Genomic DNA, 21,102 nt, shown 5'->3' on the forward strand with positions numbered 1-21,102 from the left:
TTCACTGAAAATCAATAAAATATTTTAGCCCGAATGAAAAAAAATCTACTTTTGCAGAAGTTCCCGATTAAGAAAGCACATTTTAAAACAAAATTTGCTAAGTATTAACGCTTAGAGTTTGATATGTTTAAAACTTTTGATGAAAAAATAAACGGATTTTTATTTGTAATAATCTTCCCTTTTCTACTTTTTTTTATTTCCTATTACGGATTTGAAACTTCCTACGTGGTTGGTATTAAATCCTGGGAAAAGGCACCCGACTTTATGTTCTCATCGGTATACGCCTATCGTGTAATCCCGAATTTTCTGAGTGTTTATGTAACAGAAATGGTAACTTTTATTATTGATGATTATTTGTCTTTTGCGAAAAGTTTTCTTTTAAAACAAGGTTCTCTGTTTTATCACAGTACATTTTTGATTAATGTTTTCTTTTTTATTCTTACTTCGGTTATTTTAAATCGTATTCTGAAATTAAAACCCGTACATCTTCTTATAAACGACAATGTGAAAAGAATGGTGCACTTAATTGCTGTTTTTTTTATTGTGATTATGCAGTATGTTCCCACAAATTGTGATTCTGTTGCCATATTTTTTTACGTGTTGGGAATTTTTTTGACTTTGAAGTATTTGGAGAATAGAAAAATGATTGATCTTATCGGTCTTGGAATAACAATTATTATTTCAACATTGGTGAGAGAAACTGCTTGTCTCAATATTGCTTTTTTTGCTGCTATTTTTATTGATTTTGAAGAAGTGAAAAAGAAAAATTTTGTCTTTATAAAAGAAATAGCATTTTTGGTAATGTGCTTTATTTTACCATATATTGGCTTGAGAATGATGATTCATCAGAATGCCTCTTTCGTAGAAGGGATTTATTTGGTTAAAAATTTTACAAGTCCTTATAATCTGACGGGACTTTTGTTTGGAATATTAAGTATTTATTTTGGGTATCAATTCAGCGATGATGTAGGTAAGATGATGATCAGAAAATATTTGTTTTTCTCTGCGCCTTATCTTGTCATGATTACTTTAGTAGGACTTTTTTGGGAAACCAGATTATTTATGCCGTTGATTCTTACAGGAATTGTAATGGCATCATATAAGTTTAAAAAACAATATATCTAAGGTATGCATCTATTACATCCATACTATATAATTGCCATTATCTACATGCTGATTTTCAGTTATCAGGAAGTTTTTCATGGTAAAGTTGATAAAAGATGGCTTTGGGGTTTAGGAGCCTATTTGGTAATCATTGCAGGGCTTCGTGATAATGTAGGTCCCGATTTCGGAAGTTATCGTGCGATGTATACCTATTCTGATACTAAAGATTATGTGTCTATTTTTATGAAAGCTCTTACTTTGGAAGGACCTCAGCCGATGGAAATAGAATGGCTTTATGTTTTTATTAATAAGATTTTACTGAATATCTTCAATGCACCATATTATATGCTGACCTTGGTAGTCGCCATTTTTGCGATTTATTTTAAGGTAGAATATACAGATGACAATACTTTTTACCCCTTTACCTTCATGCTTTTCATTTTTATTCCAGGTTTTTTTATTGGTGAAAGTGGTCAGATCAGACAAAATTTGGGATCGTTTATCGCTTATTTTGGGTTGAGATACATTAAAGAACGAAAGCTTTGGGCATATCTTTTATGTATATATCTTGCAGGAGGAATTCATAATGTCTGCTATATCTTTCTTCCGATGTATTGGTTGGTAAGGATTCCTTTAAGCAAGGGAGTAATGCTTGTAATGATTATAACTTCCATTTTCCTGTCTCCGTTTGAAGTATATCGTGTATTCGGTAATTTTATGACCAGTATTGCCGCCGATAATACGTTGGCTGTAGGTTTTAACGGATATATGGATGAATCTGTGGAAAGGCTCAACGGAGCGATTGGTATTCCTGAAGTGATGATGGCGATCCTTACCTTCTTCCTCTTTACTTTTGATACGAAAATGAAAGAAAAGTTCCCTTATTATGAATATCACAGGGCTTATGTCGTCATCGGAATCTGTTTTTATTTTATTTTTAGAAATAACCCAATTTTTGCCTCACGATTGGCGGGCGCATTTATTGGCTTTGCGTATATCATTATTCCTAATGCGATGTACGTTGTGAATATCAATAAGAAAAGAATGATCTATTCTTTCATCATTGCACTTACGATATTTAATTTCGTCGTATTCTCAAGTTTCAAAAATATTATCGGTGGAAGATTTACTTTTGATCTTTATCATAATCATATTTTACCATAATCCATTAACAATTAAATGATATTAAAAGACAGCGTTTCAGATGCTGTCTTTTTTTGTTTATGTTATCACAATATCAATAAAATTTTCAGGATTAAGATTGGTTCAAATTGATTGTAAGCATTAAAAAATATAGAAAATTACTATATCTTCACAGATTAATATTGGAATATGTTTTTCGTATATATAATGCATTAAGAGTGTGTTTTTAGTTTTTAATGTTATTTATTTGTTAATTATATTTAAAATAAATTGATTTTTGTTAATAAGGGTTCAAAAATTGTATTTTGCAATAGACACATAATATCAAGAAAACATGAATAGATTAATTTACAATTTTACGGCGCTACTTTGTTGTCTGGCTACAAATGACTTCTATGCAGAGGTAGGCATAGGAACTAGTAGGGAGTATTTATCTATGCTGAAATATTCTCACAGTAAAAATGTTGATACTTTAAGTAACAAATTAAATATCAGCAATAATCACATAAATCCTACAAAGAATATTCTCTTTGATGAAACCAACATCTTAAATAAAAGCCCCGGAAGTATTGTTCCTGATTGGTCAAGAGCGCCCAACAGTTATATATTTGATCCAAGCCAAAATGCAGACGGATTGTATATTCCTGTGAAAAAAGCATATGCAATGTGGGAAAAAGATCGGTATATCGGTGGATCTGCTATTCCTACAGGAAAAATAACTGCCGATGTTTTATGGGAAGATAATCACGGGCTGATAAAATCTGGTTCAGGATACACTTTAGAGGTAATAGATTCCGGTCAGAATGCAAAAATTAAAGTTCCTGTTAATAAAGCAAAAAAAGGAAATGCAGTAGTGGTTTTCAGGATTGCAGGTGAAATTTTTTGGTCATGGCATATTTGGGTGACCGATGATCCTTCCAACGGTTCAAAATATAAAAGTTTTGCCAATTTAAAGCGAGAAAGAGCAGATGGTACAGTGGAAAATATTCCCGATACAGATTGGGGCTGGATGGATAGGAATTTAGGAGCTGTTGGAAGTTCAATCACAGCAGATGAATGGAACAGAAACGGTGGGCTGCTTTATCAATGGGGAAGAAAAGATCCTATTCCGCCGTTGGTTTACAGAGGGAATGATTTTTATGAAGTTTCCGGTTCTATCGGAAGGATACGACACAGAGGTGCTAAAAATTTTACGGGTGCTATTAGTTTTGATAATCTTAGACAATTTGTTTTACTGTCAAATGCCAATATTGCAAACAATCTAAGACTTTCAGTAAAAAATCCGATGAGTCTTATTTATGTAAATAAAGATGACAATTCCGGGATTGCCTATTATAACAATAATGCAAACTTAATGGTCAATTGGTTTGGTAAAATGCCGGGTATGAACGACAGTCAGCTACCTGAGCTTAATCTTTGGTCTGATAATTCTGAAGGGAAAATCAATACCAATTATAATGCTGATGCTTCAGCGCAGCCCTATAGAAATAAGTCAGCGTACGACCCTTGCCCGAACGGATGGCGGGTTCCTTCTGCTTTGGTCGCTAATCTGGCTTCTTCAACGTATGTAGATGATATTAGGGTAGATTATTCACCTTTTGGAGTAAGAACCAATATGGCTAAAAATGTTTTTGAAGCGAATAATTATCACAAAATAAAACCGACAGATTCCGGAGTTCCGAGTTTCATGACCAATTTTAAGTTGTATCCTAATTTCGGTTATGACTTATCCAATGCGGTTAGTTTCAATATGGGTGTTTTTCCAGGAACGGGTGCAATCGTTTTCAATGCTCATCAGGGGCAGTATACCGATCAGCATCAGACAACTTTATGGACGGCTACAATGGCCAGACATTTTGATACGACTCCTGCAGTGGGAGCAAGAACGTTGTTTATGATTCCGGATAAAACTCAGCCGGATGTTCCGGATTCTAATTCTCCGAATGTGGTGGGAAGGTACTGGTATTTCCCATTAGGAGCCAATTCTACGACCGATGCTGCCGGATGCCGCTGTATAAAAGATCCTTTGTATGTAGTGAATGATTATAACTTCCCGACAGAATATCTTCTTCCTGAAACGGAATATCGTGAAGGACTTAGTAATCCTAATACGTATCAGATTGTGAAAAATACCTCAGCAACAGTAATTAATATTCCTGTAAGTAAAGCATTTTCTGTACAAAGTCAGCTTTTAAATAATAAAGAAATTTTAAATCCGGCTAATTTTAATAATCTTAAAACAAATATTCTTTGGACGACAAATACAAGTTTAATAAATAATGTAACAGTGGTAAATCCATCTCCTAATTCTTTGGGAGCCATATCGTCATCAAGCATTGCAGTAACGATCAACCCAAATCAAATAGGAAATGCAGTAGTTACTTTACATAATGGAAGTATTTCCAATCCGGTATACTGGTCTTGGCATATTTGGGTAACAGATACGGCAGTTGGCTCCTATAATTATACAACAGAATTGCCGGTAGGTTCAGTAACGAATTACGTTAATTACATACAAAAAGGAGATAACGTTTTCCAGACAGAATTTATGGACAGAAATCTGGGGGCAACTGACGCTTTTCCTGTTGTAGTCAATCCATTGACGCCTACACTGGCGGAGCTGGCGAAAATTAAAGCCTCAACAGGATTACATTATCAATGGGGAAGAAAAGATCCGATCCCGATTTTCCAATATGCTGATGACAGAGCTTCTCACTCTGTTTATTTAGGAAATGTTTCAGCAAGCGGAACGGCGACTTATACAACTCTTCCATATGCGACTTATAATAATCTGGCTGGAAGTTATATTGTTCCTTACAACACCTATACAAATTCTGCAAATGCCAATGTCTCTGCTACAGATAAAGTTTCTGACAAGATTGCAAAAGTTCTTTCTTATTCAGTTAGAAATCCTTTGGTGTATATGATTCCGAGTACTTTTGCTGCATATAACAGTGCTGTTCCGCTGTACACCAATGGTACAGACTGGTTGGCAAACGAACCGAACTTAGCTTTAGACCGATGGGGAAGGGGTGGCAAAAAATCACCTTTCGATCCTTGTCCTGAAGGTTGGAGAATTCCCGATCTTACCGGAGTAATGATCGCTTCCGGTCAGGATTTTGGTTTTACTCCTTGGTATAAAAAAGATAAAAATGTAGCAACATCATACAGTGTTGTTAATGATTATTTGGGACAAAGAGTAAGAAGAAGTGCCTCTGCAAGTTATACAATCGGGTATATTTATAATGATCCTTCTTACAGAATCGGAAATTATCCGAATTCAGGATCGCGTGGTTTCAGAAGTGTCGTGACTAATCAGACCTCTACAGGAACGTTTAATACAATTAATTATCAGTATCCGGGAGTCTGGACGGCAGCTTTAAATTCAAATTATATCGGAAGACCCATTAATATTTTATTTGATGCAGCTTCTACGGCAAACAGAATGATTGCGTTTCATGATAACAACGATCCTTATTTCGGAATGAGCTGTCGTTGTGTGAAAATTAAATATGATGCCGATGGAAACGAAGAAGGTGTCATTCAGAAACTTCAGATTACTTCTTTGCCTGCTGCGGCACCTTCTGCTATTTTGAGACCAAATGATGTTCAGAATATCGTTAAAGAAAAAGTTACTTTCTTCCCAAATCCCGTGAAAGATGATTTACACATTCAGACACAGGATAATAAAGATGCATATTACTATCAGGTATACAATATGTCTGGGCAGTTGGTGAAATCCGGGAAATTTGAAAATGGTAAAACCAATCTTTCTTCTCTTATTTCAGGAGCTTATTTATTAAGAGTAAATGACTCAAAAGAGATTGTGAAAATTATTAAAGAATAATCATAGATTTAATAATTAGCTAAAGAGAAATAAAGCGGCAATTAAGTTAAATTCATTATTTTTGAACGCTGAAAATGATGATGCAAACCGAAAACTGTTTTGTTTCTCTTTTTTATTTCCCAATTTAAAACACTTTATGATGCTCAACAGGATTGTACAAAACTTTAATATCAAGATTTTTATCTATTTTCTTATTGCAGTTGTTGCTGTTTATACCCTCATATTTACTTTTTATTACAATCTGAAAGATGACGGATACATTCTTGCCGACTGGCTGATTAATTATCAGGATGGTGGTTTTAAGCGAAGAGGTCTGTCTGGAAGTTTCTTTTTCCTGTTGCAGGATCTTACGCACATAAGACTGAATTATCTGGTATATTTCTTTCAGTTTTTAATTATTTCGGGATTCTTTTGGCTGTACACAAAACTGATTCGTTACAAAGTCACTGATTTTTTGTATTTATCATTGTTATTATCTTCAATTGGTTTTGTAGGACTTTTGAATACTGTGACTTATGTTGGGAAGAAAGAATTTATTGTTTTTCTTTTGTTCACTTGGTTTGTCTATCTTTTAGATAATGATAAACTTTCAAAAAACAAAGAATATATTTTCTGTGTTGCGCTTTGTATCACAACATTTTTGCATGAAGTGGTTTTATTTTATGTTCCTTATTTTGCGATTGCATTATATTTAAAAACAGGAAGATTTGAATGGAAAAGATATGTTAAATATTTTCTCTCTGTCGGAATTCCTACACTGCTGATTTTAAAATTTGGTAAAAATGTAAATGAAGGGATGTCTCTTCAGATTCTCGCAGATAGAGACGTTCATCCAATCTACGGAATTTTCTATTGGAATATTAATGAAAGAGAGTATATCAAAGAACATCTTAATGAATATCTTTTGTATTTTATAAGTTTAGGTTTAAGTGTTTTGCATTTGGCTTATTATTTAAAATATCTAAATAACCGAAAGGTTTTATCTATTTTATTGATTGGTGCATTTTTATTCTCTTTTCCTTTATTTTACCTGGCAATAGACTGGGGAAGATGGATGTATATTCACATGATGCTCATCATTGTGCTTTTTGCCTTATTATTGAAGAAAGGCGGTTCTGTATATGCTTTTGAGCCAATTGTTGTTAACAGAAAATTCTATATAATTTTATTTATTGTCATTTTCTCATTATTATATAGAGTAGAGATGTCAGGAAAGGGTTTTACCTTCGAAGGAATCTTGTACAGAGTCTTCGTTGCACCCTTAGAATTATTAAATAAAATGTAATTCCAAAACCTATCTAATAAAAAAGCTATACTTTTGCAAAAATTTTAGAATGTCGAAAAATTTAGTAATCGTCGAGTCACCGGCAAAGGCAAAAACTATTCAGAAGTATTTAGGTAAAGATTTCGATGTGAAATCCAGTTTCGGTCATATCCGGGATTTGCCTAAAAAAGGAATGGGGATTGACCTCGGAACTTTCACTCCCGATTACGAAGTTTCTGCCGACAAAAAGAAATTGGTAACCGAATTGAAAGCCGCTGTGAAGAAAGCGGAAATGGTTTGGCTGGCTTCCGATGAAGACCGCGAAGGAGAGGCTATTGCATGGCACTTGGCAGACGAGTTGAAATTAAAACCGGAAAATAGAAAAAGAATTGTTTTCCATGAGATTACTAAAAATGCTATTCTAAAAGCAATTGACAATCCAAGGGATATCGACCAGAACTTAGTAAATGCCCAACAGGCAAGAAGAGTTTTAGACAGAATCGTAGGTTTTGAAATGTCTCCGGTTCTCTGGAAAAAGGTAAAACCGGGATTATCAGCAGGTAGAGTACAATCGGTGGCGGTAAGATTAATTGTTGAAAGAGAAAAAGAAATCCGTGAGTTTACGCCAAAGGCAAGTTTCAAACTTGATGGGATTTTCTTAAATAAAACCGAGCAGGAAATTGCTGCCAAACTTAAAAAAGATTTCGAAAAAGAAGAAGACGCAGAAAAATTCTTAGAATTAGCAAAAACTACCGAGTTTAAAGTTCTTAATGTTGAAACAAAACCCGGAACACGTTCTGCATCTGCACCATTTACAACCTCTACGTTGCAACAGGAAGCTTCCTCAAGATTAGGATATAATGTAACCAACACGATGCGTCTTGCGCAGAGATTGTATGAAGAAGGATACATTACCTATATGAGAACCGACTCCGTAAATCTTTCTCAGGAAGCGATTGAAGGTGCTAAAAAACAGATAACCTCAGAATACGGAGCGGAATATTCTTCACCAAGAAATTACACAACAAAATCGGCATCTGCACAGGAGGCTCACGAAGCGATCCGTCCTACTGATTTTTCAGTAACAAGCATTGGTGATGTTCAGTTAAACAGATTATATCAGTTAATTTACAAAAGAACACTGGCTTCCCAGATGGCAAATGCTAAAATAGAGAAGACGGTAATCGAAATAGGAAATCCAAAACTTCCTCAAAACTTTGAAGCACAAGGTGAGGTAATTATTTTTGAAGGTTTCTTAAAAGCTTACGGAATTATAAAAACTGACGAAGATGATGAAGAAAACAACGAAAAACTACTTCCAAAAGTAAATGTCGGAGAAGTTTTAGGATATAAAAGAATTACAGCCACAGAAAAATTCACAAGACCAAGCGCAAGATATACGGAAGCTGGTTTGGTTAAAAAATTGGAAGAATTGGGAATCGGTCGTCCATCTACGTATGCGCCGACAATTCAGACCATCCAAAACCGTGAATATGTTGACAAAAGAGAGGTCGACCCACAGACAAGAGAAGTGGTGAAGATGTCTTTGGTAAAAGATAAAATTAAGAAAGAGATCCTTGAAGATAAATTTGGGGGTGACAAAAATAAATTTCTTCCTACGGATACGGGTGAAGTGGTAAGTGATTTCTTAACCAGTAATTTCATGGAAATCCTAGATTACGGTTTCACGGCAAGAGTGGAAGAAAGCTTTGACGAAATTGCCAACGGTGGCCAGAAATGGAAAGAAATGATGACTGATTTCTACTCAAAATTCCATCCGAGAATTGAAGATGTAGAAGAAAATGCCGAAAGAGCAACTGGAGACAGACTTTTAGGAGTTGATCCGAAAACAGGTAAAAATGTTCACGCAAGAATCGGAAGATTTGGTGCAATGATTCAGATTGGTGAAACGGAAGATGAGGAAAAACCAATTTTCGCTTCGTTAATGACGGGTCAAAATATCGCAACCATCACTTTTGAAGAAGCAATGGAATTATTCAGACTTCCTTTTGATTTAAGTGAAGTTGATGGACAACCGGTTTCCGTTGGAGTTGGAAGATTCGGTCCTTATGTGAAGTGGGGCGAAACATATATCAGTATTCCAAAAGGGGAAGATCCGCTGTCTGTAGATCAAAAACGTGCGGAAGAAATTATTAGTGAAAAGAAAATTGCAGATGCGCCGATCGCAACTTATAAAGGGGAAGGCATCACAAAAGGAACGGGAAGATTCGGACCTTTCATCAAGTATAAAAGTATTTTCATTAACGTTCCGAAAAAATATAACTTCGAAAATCTTTCTCAGAGCGACATCAACGAATTGGTGGAAGCTAAGTTGGAAAAAGAAGCCAACCGTTATATTCAACAATGGGAAGCCGAAAAGATCTCAATTGAAAATGCAAGATGGGGTCCGATCGTAAAACACGGAAAGAATATTTATAAAATTCCTAAGAAAAAAGACGATACCAAATACGAAAGCGACGACTTAAAAGACGTTTCTCTCGATGAGGTTAAAAAATGGATTACCGACCAGGATCCGAAAGCTTTTGCGGAGAAAAAGAAACCTGCTGCGAAGAAAGCTGCGACGACTAAAAAGGCAACTACGACTGCGAAAAAGCCTGCGGCTAAGAAACCGGCAGCTAAGAAATAATAGTTTTATACTTAAAATATTGCCCTTTTTTGATAATATCAAAAAAGGGCAATATTTATTTTAGCTTAGTAATATTTTTATTTTTGTTGTCTCTCAAAAAACAATTAAAAATTATTGACCAATGTTTATTTTAAAGGTTTATCATACTCAAACATACTCTTTCTTTCTGTGTTTGAATGAAGGAAAAAATTATGCATATGCCACCAATGAGCAGGAATAGTATCAGAAAAAAGTCTACAACTTATGTTTTGAGTATCTACTTCGATGCATATAGAGTTTATATCTAACTCAAAACATTCGGAATATGTTGAATGTGCTGGATTGGGAAATGTATTCTTATATTCAATATTATAAGGAGGTTGAAAATATCTTATTAATGCAGCTTCGGTAAAGTTTATTACTTGTTGTTCTTTTAATCCATCATATAAAACAGCATTTGTCACCCTTTCTAAATGCTCAGTATCCTTCTGTTTTTCTTCGTCATCCCTTCTCATTCTTCCGTCCATACTTGTCAAAAGTATCTGCTCGAAGCTTGTTAGAATAAGCCAAATTTCGCAGTCAGGATTTTTAATAATAGCTTCAGAGTATATGCCTTGAAGAGTTGAGTGGCTTTGAAGTCTTTCTGGTGCAGTTCTAGCTCCTTTAACACCATAAGATTGCCCGATATATAGAACTTCAAGATCAAGGTATTTTGTGAATTTAGATCCAAAACTTTGAAGAAATACTGCAGATTTTCCATTTAATAAAATCTCCCCGTTTTTCCTTAGCTCAAAATAATTATAAGGATATTCAGAAGTTAATTTAAAGTCAATTGTATTATAAGTATTAGGTATTTCAATTTTAATATTCTCAAAAGTATTTTGCCTTTGAATTTTAAAAGTAAAAATTATTTTGTCTTTGTCTATAATAAAATTTTCTGTATCTATTGAAATTCGTGGTCTTTTACAAATTAAATATATATGGCAAGGATTTTCTTTTGTAAAATAATTAAATTCACTAACACGTTTTAAGTCTTCTTGTTGAAGAATCATTGTATGTGTTAGGTGCATATTAAGTGCAAATTCCGATATGTATTTTCTTGTTGTCATAAATTGTTTGATATTTAGATCTTATTCTTGGTGTAAGCATCGAAATTAGTAAAAACTGTTTCAAATATAGTAATAATGTTACTGCTTAAACCTATTCAGAAGTATTACTTAAGCATTGGAAATTAACCCCGAAACCGCAGGACACTACTTAATCTCGTTTCTTCTAAATTAGTCCTCAAATAAATCCAATGGAAAAACCTTTCACCCGCAAAGAATTTCTACAAACTTCAGCTTTAGGAATTGCTGCTGTGTTTTTAGGGTCATCATTTACGAGCTTATTATCTTCAGAAGCAAAGCCATATTTCAATTTGAAACCCATCGGTCGATCTTTGGAATTAGAAGGTTATTACATTTGGTGCAGTTCGCCGATTTGGGGTGAAGATGGGAAAGTTCATTTATTTTATTCCAGATGGAAAAAGGAAAAAGGAATGGGTGGCTGGCTAAAAGGTTCTGAAATTTGTCGTGCGGAAGCCAATTCTCCGTTTGATCAATTTGAACATAAGCAAGTTATTTTAGCTCCAAGAGGAGAAGGTTTTTGGGATGCAACAACCTGTCACAATCCGTTAATTAAAAAAGTTGGAAAAGAATATTTGTTATTCTTCATGGGAAATTCCAACGGAAAAACCAATACCAAAAGAATTGGATTGGCAACTGCTAAAAGTCTTGACGGAGAGTGGAAAAGACCAGATCAACCATTGCTTCTGCCCGGAAAAGAAGGTTCTTGGGATGATCATTGTACGACAAACCCTGGTTTTGTAAAAGGAAATGATGGAAAATATTGGCTGTTTTATAAATCATGGAATACCAAAGAATACGAAACTCAAAAAGGGCCAATTAGAGGAAATAGAAAATACGGATTGGCAAAATCAGATTCTCCCACTGGACCTTACAAAAAAGTGTCAGAAAATCCTGTGATTGATTTTTCCTCATTGCCCAATAACGCTCAATTAGAAGATGCTTTCGTTTGGAAACAGAAAGGGATTTTTAACATGGTTGCCCGAGATATGGGATTTTTTAATCACGAATATGGGTTGCATTTAACCTCAAAAGACGGAATGAAATGGACTCAGCCGGAAATCGCTTATCTCAATATGAAAAGTTATGTTGATGAGCCCGCTCCTCCAAAAAATTTAAACCGATTCGGAAGATTGGAACGTCCAATGATTTTGTTGGATAAAGATGGCGAAACGCCGAGATTTTTATTCGGAGCTACGCAAGGCGGAGCATTTGAAACATCAACGTCTTTTGTGTTTGAAATTATAAAATCTAAAGTTTAAATTTCTGAACGCAAAAAGCAGACTTAAAAAGAAATAATATTAAAATAATAATACAAAGCCGTTAACAAACACGGGAAATGGCTTTTTATGCTTGGTAAATAATTTAATTTTAATACTTTTGATTCCAATAAATTGCAACGAGAGAATGAATTTTGAAGATTTTATCATTTCACCCAGAAATTTCAAAACCGAAAGCTGGCAAATCGGGAATCAGATCACAAAAGATATACAAGAAGACAGTATTGTTCTTCTGTTCGTTTCTGATTACAGAGGGGCAAACGGCGATGCAGAAGTGCAGGATTTTACAGGAATACGGAAAGAGTTTTATAAATTGTCACAACTGGATTTTGAAATTCCGATTGTAGACTTGGGCGATTTGGTTTCAGGGAAATCGGTTCAGGATTCTCATTATATTTTGCAGGAAGTGTTGTCAGCTTGTCATCAAAAAAGAGCCATTCCGGTGATTATTGGTGGTTCGAATGACTTTGCTTTTTCACTTTTTTCAGCATTGAATCTTTATACAAAAAGTATCAATTATACTCAGATCAGCAATATTATTTCCTTGAAGCAAGATGAAAAGATCAACGAATATACTTTTTTAGGTAAAATTTTCGGTGCTAAGAATTTTGCAATTAAAAATTACCATCATTTAGGATATCAGAAACATTTAAATGAAGCGGATTCTGTAAGATTAATCAAGGAAGTTGAGTTTGATATTATCCGTTTGGCGGAAATGATGAATTCTACAGAAAAGACAGAGCCGTTTTTCAGAAAAGCAGATTTGGTAACGGTAAATTGCGATGCGATTGAAAGTTTCAGCGAACCGTTTTCTATGAATCCACAGGTGAATGGTTTGAACCGAAGAGAAGTTTGCGCCTACATGAAAGAAATTGGATTAAGCGAAAACCTGAAATCGGTAGGTATTTTTAATTATAATATTTATTCTGAAAATCAATTAAATCACCAGCTTCTTGCACAAATGATCTGGTACATGATTGAAGGAATCAATATTCAGAGATCTCATCCGAAAGAAAGACATTACGAAATATTTTATGTACTGGTGGATGACAGAGAATATGCTTTTAAACGGGATACCTTTAGTAATCTTTGGTATTTCGGGGATGATGACAATATTGAAAATTGTGTCCCCTGTTCCAGAAAAGATTTTGATGATGCCAAGAAAGGCTGGCTAAGCGCACGACTGACGAAAATTTAATGTATGACAAATGTTCCCTCAAGAGTTTCCATTATTGTTCCCGTTTACAATGTTGAAAATTATCTGGCTAAATGCCTCGATTCTTTAATTAATCAGACGTATCAGAATATTGAAATTCTGGTGGTAAATGACGGAAGTAAAGACAATTCTAAGCAGATTATTCAGAATTATGCTCGAAAATTTCCTGGAAAAATTAAACCTTTTTATAAAGAAAACGGTGGTTTAAGCGATGCCCGAAATTTCGGAATCGACAGAGCGACCGGAGATTATATCGGTTTTGTAGACAGCGATGATTATGTGACACCTACGATGTTTGCAGAAATGGTGAATCTTGCCGAAAAACATCAAGCCAAAATGGTAATCTGCAATATTCAAAAAGTTGATGAACACGGAAATATTACACAAAAACTGACACAAATCCCAAATATGCCGGAGAAAATAGGGCTGGAAAAGAATTTTTCAGTTTTCTCTGATTTGAGTTATTTTGCCTGTAATAAATTATTCAAAAAAGAACTTTTTAACGGAAAAAGATTTAAAAAAGGAGTTCATTTTGAAGATATTCAGTTGATTCCTCAGCTTTTGTTGGAATGCGAAATTTTGGCACAGACACAAAATTTTCATTACCAATATCTTGAACGGACAGATTCTATTACCAAAACTCACACGGAAAAAGGACTTGATATTTTAAAAGCGGTAGAAGATGTGGAAGCTGTTTTTGAGAAATCTCATTATGCTGAAAAAAGAAAAGAACTGAAGGATTTTCAGGTTTTTGAAGGTGTTTATTCGTTTCTGGCGTATTTAGCTTTTGTGAAAAATAAAGATGTTTTTTATGAAATGGCTGAAAAATTGGAGGTTTTTATGAAGGAACGCCATATAAAAATGAAAGATATATTAAATTATAGTCGTTTTGATAAAAATTATCTGTTATCTTTGCCACTGAAAAAAAAAGTTTTTTATCTTTTATTTTTTGCAGGGCAAAAGAAATTGATAAGAAAAATAATATAAACACAAATGGAGGTACTATGTTTCGGTATCAACAGGACAATTATCATAGCAGATAAGTCTCAAAGTTAAAGAAACATCAAGTGCTTGAATAAAAAAATGAAAAATTTTGAATTGTTCTTAACTCAAACGGGAATTCCTATTTTTTACGCAAAAGTAGGATTTGGTTTTCTGTTCTCGTTTCTAATCACTTATTTTTCCGTTCCTACCATTATCAAGATTTCCAGAAGAAAAAACTTAATGGATGAACCGGGTGTAAGAAGTTCTCATCTTCGTAAAATCCCGAATCTTGGGGGAATCGCTATCTTTTATTCCATAGGAATCTGTACCTCGATTTTTGCTTATGAGCTTTTCGATTTATACAAATTTTTGTTTGCATCGCTTGTTATTCTCCTTTATATAGGGGTAATGGATGATATTGTTGTGATGAGGGCGTACAAGAAACTTGTGGCGCAAATTATCGTTTCTTCATTAATTGTAACAGGGTCTGACATCAGAATACGAAGTCTTTTCGGGATATGCGGAGTTTATGAGCTGGAATATTGGGTAAGTATTATCTTTAGTATTGTTACTTTCATTATTCTTATTAATGCATTTAATCTGATAGATGGTATTGATGGTCTTGCAGGAGGTTATTCTGTGATTTGTAGTGCTCTTTTCGGGATTAGTTACTACAGACTTGGTGAGTATAATTATCCTTTGGTGGTATTGTCTGTAATCATTATCGGGGCTGTTTTGGCATTCTTGTATTATAATTTATCCAATTCAAGAACCAATAAAATATTTATGGGAGATACCGGTTCTATGTTGTTGGGCTTTTTGCTGGCGTTTACATCTATCTGTTTTATTGATATTTTTATTGACAAGGCGCTCCCGAATGTTCCCAAATATCATTTACAGTCTGCACCGGTGGTCGCTGTAGCTATTCTTATTCTCCCGATTGTGGATACATTGAATGTAATTATCATACGATTAGTGAATAAAAAATCACCTTTCGATGCGGATAAAAATCATATCCATCACAAACTAATTAAGCTAAATCTTACACACAGAAGATCAAGCTTTTATATCATTTTGTATTATCTTTTTATAGTAGCAGTAGCTTATTATTTTAGACACATAAATATAAATTTATTATTGGTTGTAATATTGTTTCTCGGCTTTTTAGGAGCTTATATACCAGATATTATTTATCTTTTAAAGAATAATAAAAAGACTGTCAATTGAATTTTTATTTTTATTAACAACTTGAAAAATATGATGAAAAGTAAGTATTTATTCCTTCTATTACCGCTTTTGGTGACGACATCTTGTGTTACAACAAAAGATGTACGATATATGCAACCCAATGAGAGTTTGGTAATTAATGAAGAAGGCTTGATCCCCTATAATATCCCTATCTATAGAATAACTAAAAATGATATTTTAACCCTTAATATTGTTACAACTCCTAAAGGAGATGCTGCCCAGTTTTATTCTTCATTAAATACATCTGGATCTACTGTAGCGCCGGGTACGAATACAGTTGCCTCAAATAGTAGAATAGGTGGCGGCATGGGTGGTAATAATGGAGGAAACTCTGGTACCGGGGGAAATATCATTTTTTACTTTAATGGTTTAAAAGTTGATTCTAAAGGAGACATCAATGTTTTCGGAATTGGCTATATTAAAGCTGAAGGCAGAACAATTGAAGAAGTATCTGAAGAAATTCAGCAAAAAGTAAATGAAAACTTCCAGGAAGGAAAATCTGAAGTGAGACTGAATACGGATGGTATTACCTATTACTTGCTTGGTGATGTAGAAACTACGGGGATTACAGGAGAAAAGGTGGCGCATAAAAATACGCTTACCATTACAGAGGCACTCGCCATAAATGGAGGGCTAAACAGAACGATCGACAGAAAAAATATTGTTATCCACAGAAAGCTACCCGAAGGTATCAAAATTGCCAAAATAGATCTTACCAGAGAAGATGTGATGAATTCTCCTTATTATTATGTTCAAAACGGAGATGAAATATATTTTAATACCAGAGGAAAAAGTCTCAACGGATTCGGAAAAGATCCTGTACAGACTTTAATAACGGGTGTTTCTGTAATTACAACGGCATTATCCATTTATCTACTTCTAAAAAACCTTTAATACCATGATTCCAGGAAAAGGCATTACAGTAGAGAATAATAATGATTCTCAGCAGGAAAAACACGGCTCTTTCTCTATGTTTAATATTGAACATTTTTTAAGACGCGTGATAAGAAATTGGTATTGGTTTGTTTTTATGTTGTTTATTGGCTATGTCATCTCATGGGTATATGGTAAATATTACGCACAAAACATTTATGCTTCCAATCTTTCTCTAAGTATATCAAATAATACATCCAGTTATTTCACACCCAATCAATCCATCAATTTCATCTGGGGACAAAATGGAAATCAGGATGGAGTTTATTTAAAGAAAATGTTGCTTTCAAGATCTCATAATGAGTTTTTGGTGAAAGAGCTTGATCTTTTTGTTAATTATTCTACACAGGGAGCTATAAAATCTACTTATCTTGATAAAGATGATTCTCCCGTATTTTTGGAGATCGACAAAAAACATCTTCAGCAAATTAATTATCCTATTACTTTGGTTCCGAAGAGCGGAAATTCTTACGAAGTAGCTTTGCCTGAAGAAGGAGAAAATCCTAATCTGTATAGTTATGAATCAGAAGGATTTCATATTATTAAGCCATTTAAAAAACCTGAAAATAAAATTGTAAAAATTGGTGAATGGTATACAACTCCTAATTTAAGGTTTAGATTGGTTAAAAACCCATTAGAAACTAAAATTAAATTAAATAATATTATTGTTAATCTCCTTTCTGTAAACCAATCTGTGAATGATATTGTGTCTACGGTAGGAATCGAATTTGATAAAGAGATTAATACGATTATGATTATTACCAAAAAAGGGTACAATCTTAATAGTACAGTTAATTTCCTGAACAGATCGGTAAGCGAGTTACAGAAAAAAAGACTTGCGGATAAAATAGTGGTTGACAAAAATACTGATGTTTACCTGCAGAATAATTTGGGTGCCATCAGAAAAAAACTAGATTCTAGCGCTGATGTTTTGAATTATATGAAAACTTCAGAGAAACTCTATGATATCAAAGACCGGGATGAAAAGTCTCTTACAGAGATCAAAGAACTCGAGGCAAAAAAGGCAGATCTTGAAAGTAAAGTTGCATCTTTAAACCAAATTAATAAGAGTCTCAGTACACAGAATTTCGAGCAAATGATCAGTACATCTGCGGCTGGTTTTCAGGATGGGCTTTTCACGGCTTCTGTTTCAGAATTGAAGGCATTATATCTTAAAAGAAGAGAAATGGCTTTAATTTATAAGCCCAATTCTGAGCCCATGAAAGAAATCAACAGATTGATTGATGAAGCTAAGGTAAGTTCGAATGGTGCACTAAGAAATTATTATAAAGGATATTATGATGAAATAAATAAGATTAATCAAAAGGTAGCAGATGCCAATGCAGGCTTAGCCTCTTATCCCGAAAAGCAAAGAAAATATCTTGATGCAGAACGTGGTTATAATATGATTGAAGCTACTTACAACAGCTTATTAGGCAGACAGAACGAAACTCAGATGAGAATGGCTGCCAACCAATCTGATATCAGTGTGATTGACCCTGCGAAAAATGTTGGGCAACCGCCGATTGCTCCTAATATTCAAGCTAATAAAGCAGCGATTATCGGAGGATTGTTACTCTTACCATTGCTGTTTATTTTAGCGGGAGAATTTCTCGATAATAAAATCAGGAATATTAAAGAGTTGATTCAGGCTACCAAAATTCCTCTATTGGGAGTTATCGGAAACAACAACAACGAGAATATGCTTACGGTTCTGGAACATCCCAAATCTTCTGTTTCGGAAGCATTCAGGGGAATTAGAGCCAATGTGAGGTTTTTATCCGGTGAGAATGAGGGCAGTAAAGTAATTTTGGTAACGTCTTCTATTGGTGGTGAAGGAAAAACATATGTTTCTATCAATTTGGCTTCAGTGCTTGGTTTGAGTGATAAAAAGACAGTTTTGTTGGGGATGGATCTTAGAAAACCTAAAATTTTCGGTGATTTTAAAATTGATAACAAATTCGGTATTTCAAATTATCTTACAGGAGAAGTTGAGATTGATCAGATTATTAATAAAACAAATATTCCCAATCTTGATGTTGCCACTTCGGGACCAATTCCGCCAAACCCTTCTGAGCTTTTAATGAGTGAAAGGAATATTAAATTTATCGAAGAGCTTAAAAAGATATATGATTTCATTATTATTGATTCTCCGCCGGTTGGTTTGGTAGCAGATTCTTATGAATTAATGAAACATTCTGATGCCAATATCTATGTTGTCCGCCATGAATATACAGAAAAGTATATGCTCAAGATGATTACAGAAAAATATCATAACGGGGAAATCGATCATATAGGTCTTGTATATAATGACTATAATACAAAACAAGGCTACGGATACGGGTATGGCTATGGATACGGTTATGGGTACGGTTATGGATATTTTGATGAAGATAAAAATTATAAGGAGCCTATGTTAATAAGAATTAGAAATAAAATACGGTCGATATTCAATAAAAAATAATACATTTAGGCCCTCATTTAATGGGGGCTTATCGTATTCAAAAAAATTAGAATCTATTAAAAAAAGAATATTTTCGCTAGTTTATCGTTTACTTTATAACAAATTATGTTTTTTTGTTTATTTTTAACTAAACATTAAGATTATCATTAATATAAAAAAGTTTTATATTTGCAAAAATTAATTTTTAAAATAACCATAAATCCATATTCTTTTATGAATAGAAAATTATTGTTTAGCTTCCTTGCCGCATTAGGAACTGTGGTAAGTGTTAAAGCTCAAAGAAACGAACTGGGAGTTCGTCTAGGTATGAGTAACCTAGTTGGGGATATAGGAAGAACGAATTATATTTTACAAAAGCCATTGGATTTAAGTAAAGCGTCGGATTGGGGAGTTCCGTTTTATGGAGGTATTTTATATAGATTCAATTTTAATCCCCATCAGACCGTAAGATTAGATCTTGGATATAACCAGATCCAGTTTAGTGATAAGGTTGCAAAAGAAGAATACCGTAAAAATAGAAACTCATACGGGAAAAATAATGTATATGAAGCGAGTTTAATCTTCGAATACAACTTCTTCCCGGTGAACAATGAACAGAAGGGCATGGTAAGTCCGTATATTTTTGGTGGAGTAGGAGCCTTAATGTTTGATGCTCCTAAAGCTGATATGATAAATGATTTCCGAAGAGATGCAGACGGTGTTGCTCAGGCACCAATTAACGAATTGGATTTTACAACTACCCCTGTATATACTACCGGTAAGAAAACGACTATGCATCTCCCTTTTGGAGTCGGTCTGAAATATAAATTTAATTATAACTGGGCTATTTATGCAGAAGCCACATTCAGATATACGCTGACAGATCAGTTAGATTACAGCAAAATCTTGGATAAAGATGTAACGGCATCATATAATAGCGATATTTTAAGTCCTGTTACAGGTGGTTCTTTATTGCAGACAGATGCTTATTATGTAGTATCAAAAGAAAGAGAAGCTGCAATTGTTGGAGCGAGAAATGTAGGAGATACAAAGTCTAAAGATTGGATGAATACCGTAAGTTTAGGACTTACTTATTCATTCGGAAGACCTCCTTGTTATTGTGATTAAGATGTCATTGATAAAAGATAAAATAGATCCGGATAATTTACCAAAGCATGTTGCAATCATCATGGATGGTAATGGTAGGTGGGCAAAATCTCGTGGCGAAGAAAGAACCTTCGGTCACAGAAATGCCATTGATGCAGTAAGAAATGCCATTAATGCGTGTAATGAGATACATATTCCTTACTTAACGCTTTATACCTTTTCTTCGGAAAATTGGAACAGACCATCGGAAGAAGTAAATACATTAATGAATTTACTTGTAGAAACTCTGTTGCTGGAAGCGGAAGAAATTTTCAGTAAAGGATTAAGAATGCACGTTATTGGTAATCTGGAAAAACTGCCGTCACTCGTAAGAGATCAGCTTCTAAGGGTGGTGGAGTTAACAAAAGAAAACACAAAGGGTAATCTGGTATTGGCAATCAGTTATGGTTCTCAAAACGAAATATTGAGTGCTGTAAAAAGCATCAGCGAAGATGTAAAAGAAGGTAAAGTAGATGCTGAGAATATTGATGAAAAATTATTCGAAAGTTATTTATATACTAAAGATTTCCCGCCGGTAGATCTATTGATAAGGACCAGCGGTGAAACAAGAATCAGTAATTTCCTCCTTTGGCAGATCGCCTACGCAGAACTGCAGTTTTTGAATGTTCTATGGCCGGATTTTTCAAAAGATATTTTCTTTCAGTGTATTGTGGATTATCAAAATAAAGAAAGAAGATTTGGCTTAACCGGAGAGCAGATAAAAATCCAGTAAAAATTAAGAAA

Annotated in this window: 14 protein-coding genes; 13 read left to right on the forward strand and 1 reads right to left on the reverse strand. The window is 34.2% G+C overall.

Annotated features, from left to right (window positions below; all coding sequences use genetic code 11):
* Window positions 1–225: 225 nt before the first annotated feature.
* The 5 genes from ASG22_RS15745 to topA all read left to right on the forward strand — a co-directional run bounded on the left by ASG22_RS15745 (window position 226) and on the right by topA (window position 10,005).
* The gene (locus ASG22_RS15745) at window positions 226–1,125 is read left to right on the forward strand and encodes a hypothetical protein (protein ID WP_238586930.1); all 900 of its coding nucleotides are present in this window, start codon (window positions 226–228) and stop codon (window positions 1,123–1,125) included.
* 3 nt (window positions 1,126–1,128) lie between these two features.
* Complete coding sequence (locus ASG22_RS15750) at window positions 1,129–2,268, forward strand: EpsG family protein (RefSeq protein WP_055986676.1); 1,140 nt, start codon at window positions 1,129–1,131, stop codon at window positions 2,266–2,268.
* Window positions 2,269–2,581: 313 nt separating this feature from the next.
* On the forward strand, window positions 2,582–6,094 hold the full coding sequence (locus tag ASG22_RS15755; protein WP_082505022.1) for a T9SS type A sorting domain-containing protein: 3,513 nt from the start codon (window positions 2,582–2,584) through the stop codon (window positions 6,092–6,094).
* 136 nt (window positions 6,095–6,230) lie between these two features.
* Window positions 6,231–7,379: a hypothetical protein gene (locus tag ASG22_RS15760; RefSeq protein WP_055986679.1), complete on the forward strand. Its 1,149-nt coding sequence runs from the start codon at window positions 6,231–6,233 to the stop codon at window positions 7,377–7,379.
* Window positions 7,380–7,428: 49 nt separating this feature from the next.
* Window positions 7,429–10,005 carry a type I DNA topoisomerase gene (gene topA, locus ASG22_RS15765; protein WP_055986681.1) on the forward strand — a complete coding sequence of 859 codons (2,577 nt, stop codon included), beginning with the start codon at window positions 7,429–7,431 and terminating at the stop codon, window positions 10,003–10,005.
* A 125-nt stretch (window positions 10,006–10,130) separates the two neighbouring features.
* On the opposite strand, the gene ASG22_RS15770 is transcribed toward topA, so the two are convergent.
* Window positions 10,131–11,093 (reverse strand): hypothetical protein, encoded by a 963-nt coding sequence (locus ASG22_RS15770; protein WP_131726205.1) that lies wholly within the window; start codon window positions 11,091–11,093, stop codon window positions 10,131–10,133.
* Window positions 11,094–11,281: 188 nt separating this feature from the next.
* Between ASG22_RS15770 and ASG22_RS15775 the strand changes: the two genes are divergently transcribed.
* The 8 genes from ASG22_RS15775 (at window position 11,282) to uppS (ending at window position 21,091) form a co-directional block, all read left to right on the forward strand.
* Complete coding sequence (locus ASG22_RS15775) at window positions 11,282–12,370, forward strand: glycoside hydrolase family protein (protein WP_055986683.1); 1,089 nt, start codon at window positions 11,282–11,284, stop codon at window positions 12,368–12,370.
* Between the two features lie 145 nt (window positions 12,371–12,515).
* Window positions 12,516–13,586, forward strand: coding sequence for a formimidoylglutamase (locus tag ASG22_RS15780; RefSeq protein ID WP_055986684.1), 1,071 nt, complete (start codon window positions 12,516–12,518; stop codon window positions 13,584–13,586).
* Between the two features lie 3 nt (window positions 13,587–13,589).
* Window positions 13,590–14,591 (forward strand): glycosyltransferase family 2 protein, encoded by a 1,002-nt coding sequence (locus ASG22_RS15785; RefSeq protein ID WP_055986688.1) that lies wholly within the window; start codon window positions 13,590–13,592, stop codon window positions 14,589–14,591.
* 96 nt (window positions 14,592–14,687) lie between these two features.
* Window positions 14,688–15,815 carry a glycosyltransferase family 4 protein gene (locus tag ASG22_RS15790; RefSeq protein WP_055986689.1) on the forward strand — a complete coding sequence of 376 codons (1,128 nt, stop codon included), beginning with the start codon at window positions 14,688–14,690 and terminating at the stop codon, window positions 15,813–15,815.
* 30 nt (window positions 15,816–15,845) lie between these two features.
* Window positions 15,846–16,730, forward strand: coding sequence for a polysaccharide biosynthesis/export family protein (locus ASG22_RS15795; protein ID WP_055986693.1), 885 nt, complete (start codon window positions 15,846–15,848; stop codon window positions 16,728–16,730).
* A gap of 4 nt (window positions 16,731–16,734) precedes the next feature.
* Complete coding sequence (locus tag ASG22_RS15800) at window positions 16,735–19,233, forward strand: exopolysaccharide transport family protein (protein WP_055986697.1); 2,499 nt, start codon at window positions 16,735–16,737, stop codon at window positions 19,231–19,233.
* A 213-nt stretch (window positions 19,234–19,446) separates the two neighbouring features.
* Window positions 19,447–20,340, forward strand: a complete 894-nt coding sequence (locus ASG22_RS15805; RefSeq protein WP_055986701.1) for a DUF6089 family protein — start codon at window positions 19,447–19,449, stop codon at window positions 20,338–20,340.
* 1 nt (window position 20,341) lies between these two features.
* Entirely contained in the window at window positions 20,342–21,091 is a 750-nt protein-coding gene (gene uppS / locus ASG22_RS15810) for a polyprenyl diphosphate synthase (protein WP_055986704.1), read from the forward strand.
* Window positions 21,092–21,102 lie beyond the last annotated feature (11 nt).

Source organism: Chryseobacterium sp. Leaf405 (assembly GCF_001425355.1).
Taxonomy (GTDB): Bacteria; Bacteroidota; Bacteroidia; order Flavobacteriales; family Weeksellaceae; genus Chryseobacterium.

Excerpts from the sequence above, each read along its gene's own strand:
- ASG22_RS15750 (WP_055986676.1), top strand. The coding sequence starts at position 1,129 with ATGCATCTATTACATCCATACTATATAATTGCCATTATCTACATGCTG.
- ASG22_RS15755 (WP_082505022.1), top strand. The coding sequence starts at position 2,582 with ATGAATAGATTAATTTACAATTTTACGGCGCTACTTTGTTGTCTGGCT.
- ASG22_RS15760 (WP_055986679.1), top strand. The coding sequence starts at position 6,231 with ATGATGCTCAACAGGATTGTACAAAACTTTAATATCAAGATTTTTATC.
- topA (WP_055986681.1), top strand. The coding sequence starts at position 7,429 with ATGTCGAAAAATTTAGTAATCGTCGAGTCACCGGCAAAGGCAAAAACT.
- ASG22_RS15770 (WP_131726205.1), bottom strand. The coding sequence starts at position 11,093 with ATGACAACAAGAAAATACATATCGGAATTTGCACTTAATATGCACCTA.
- ASG22_RS15775 (WP_055986683.1), top strand. The coding sequence starts at position 11,282 with ATGGAAAAACCTTTCACCCGCAAAGAATTTCTACAAACTTCAGCTTTA.
- ASG22_RS15780 (WP_055986684.1), top strand. The coding sequence starts at position 12,516 with ATGAATTTTGAAGATTTTATCATTTCACCCAGAAATTTCAAAACCGAA.
- ASG22_RS15785 (WP_055986688.1), top strand. The coding sequence starts at position 13,590 with ATGACAAATGTTCCCTCAAGAGTTTCCATTATTGTTCCCGTTTACAAT.
- ASG22_RS15790 (WP_055986689.1), top strand. The coding sequence starts at position 14,688 with ATGAAAAATTTTGAATTGTTCTTAACTCAAACGGGAATTCCTATTTTT.
- ASG22_RS15795 (WP_055986693.1), top strand. The coding sequence starts at position 15,846 with ATGATGAAAAGTAAGTATTTATTCCTTCTATTACCGCTTTTGGTGACG.
- ASG22_RS15800 (WP_055986697.1), top strand. The coding sequence starts at position 16,735 with ATGATTCCAGGAAAAGGCATTACAGTAGAGAATAATAATGATTCTCAG.
- ASG22_RS15805 (WP_055986701.1), top strand. The coding sequence starts at position 19,447 with ATGAATAGAAAATTATTGTTTAGCTTCCTTGCCGCATTAGGAACTGTG.
- uppS (WP_055986704.1), top strand. The coding sequence starts at position 20,342 with ATGTCATTGATAAAAGATAAAATAGATCCGGATAATTTACCAAAGCAT.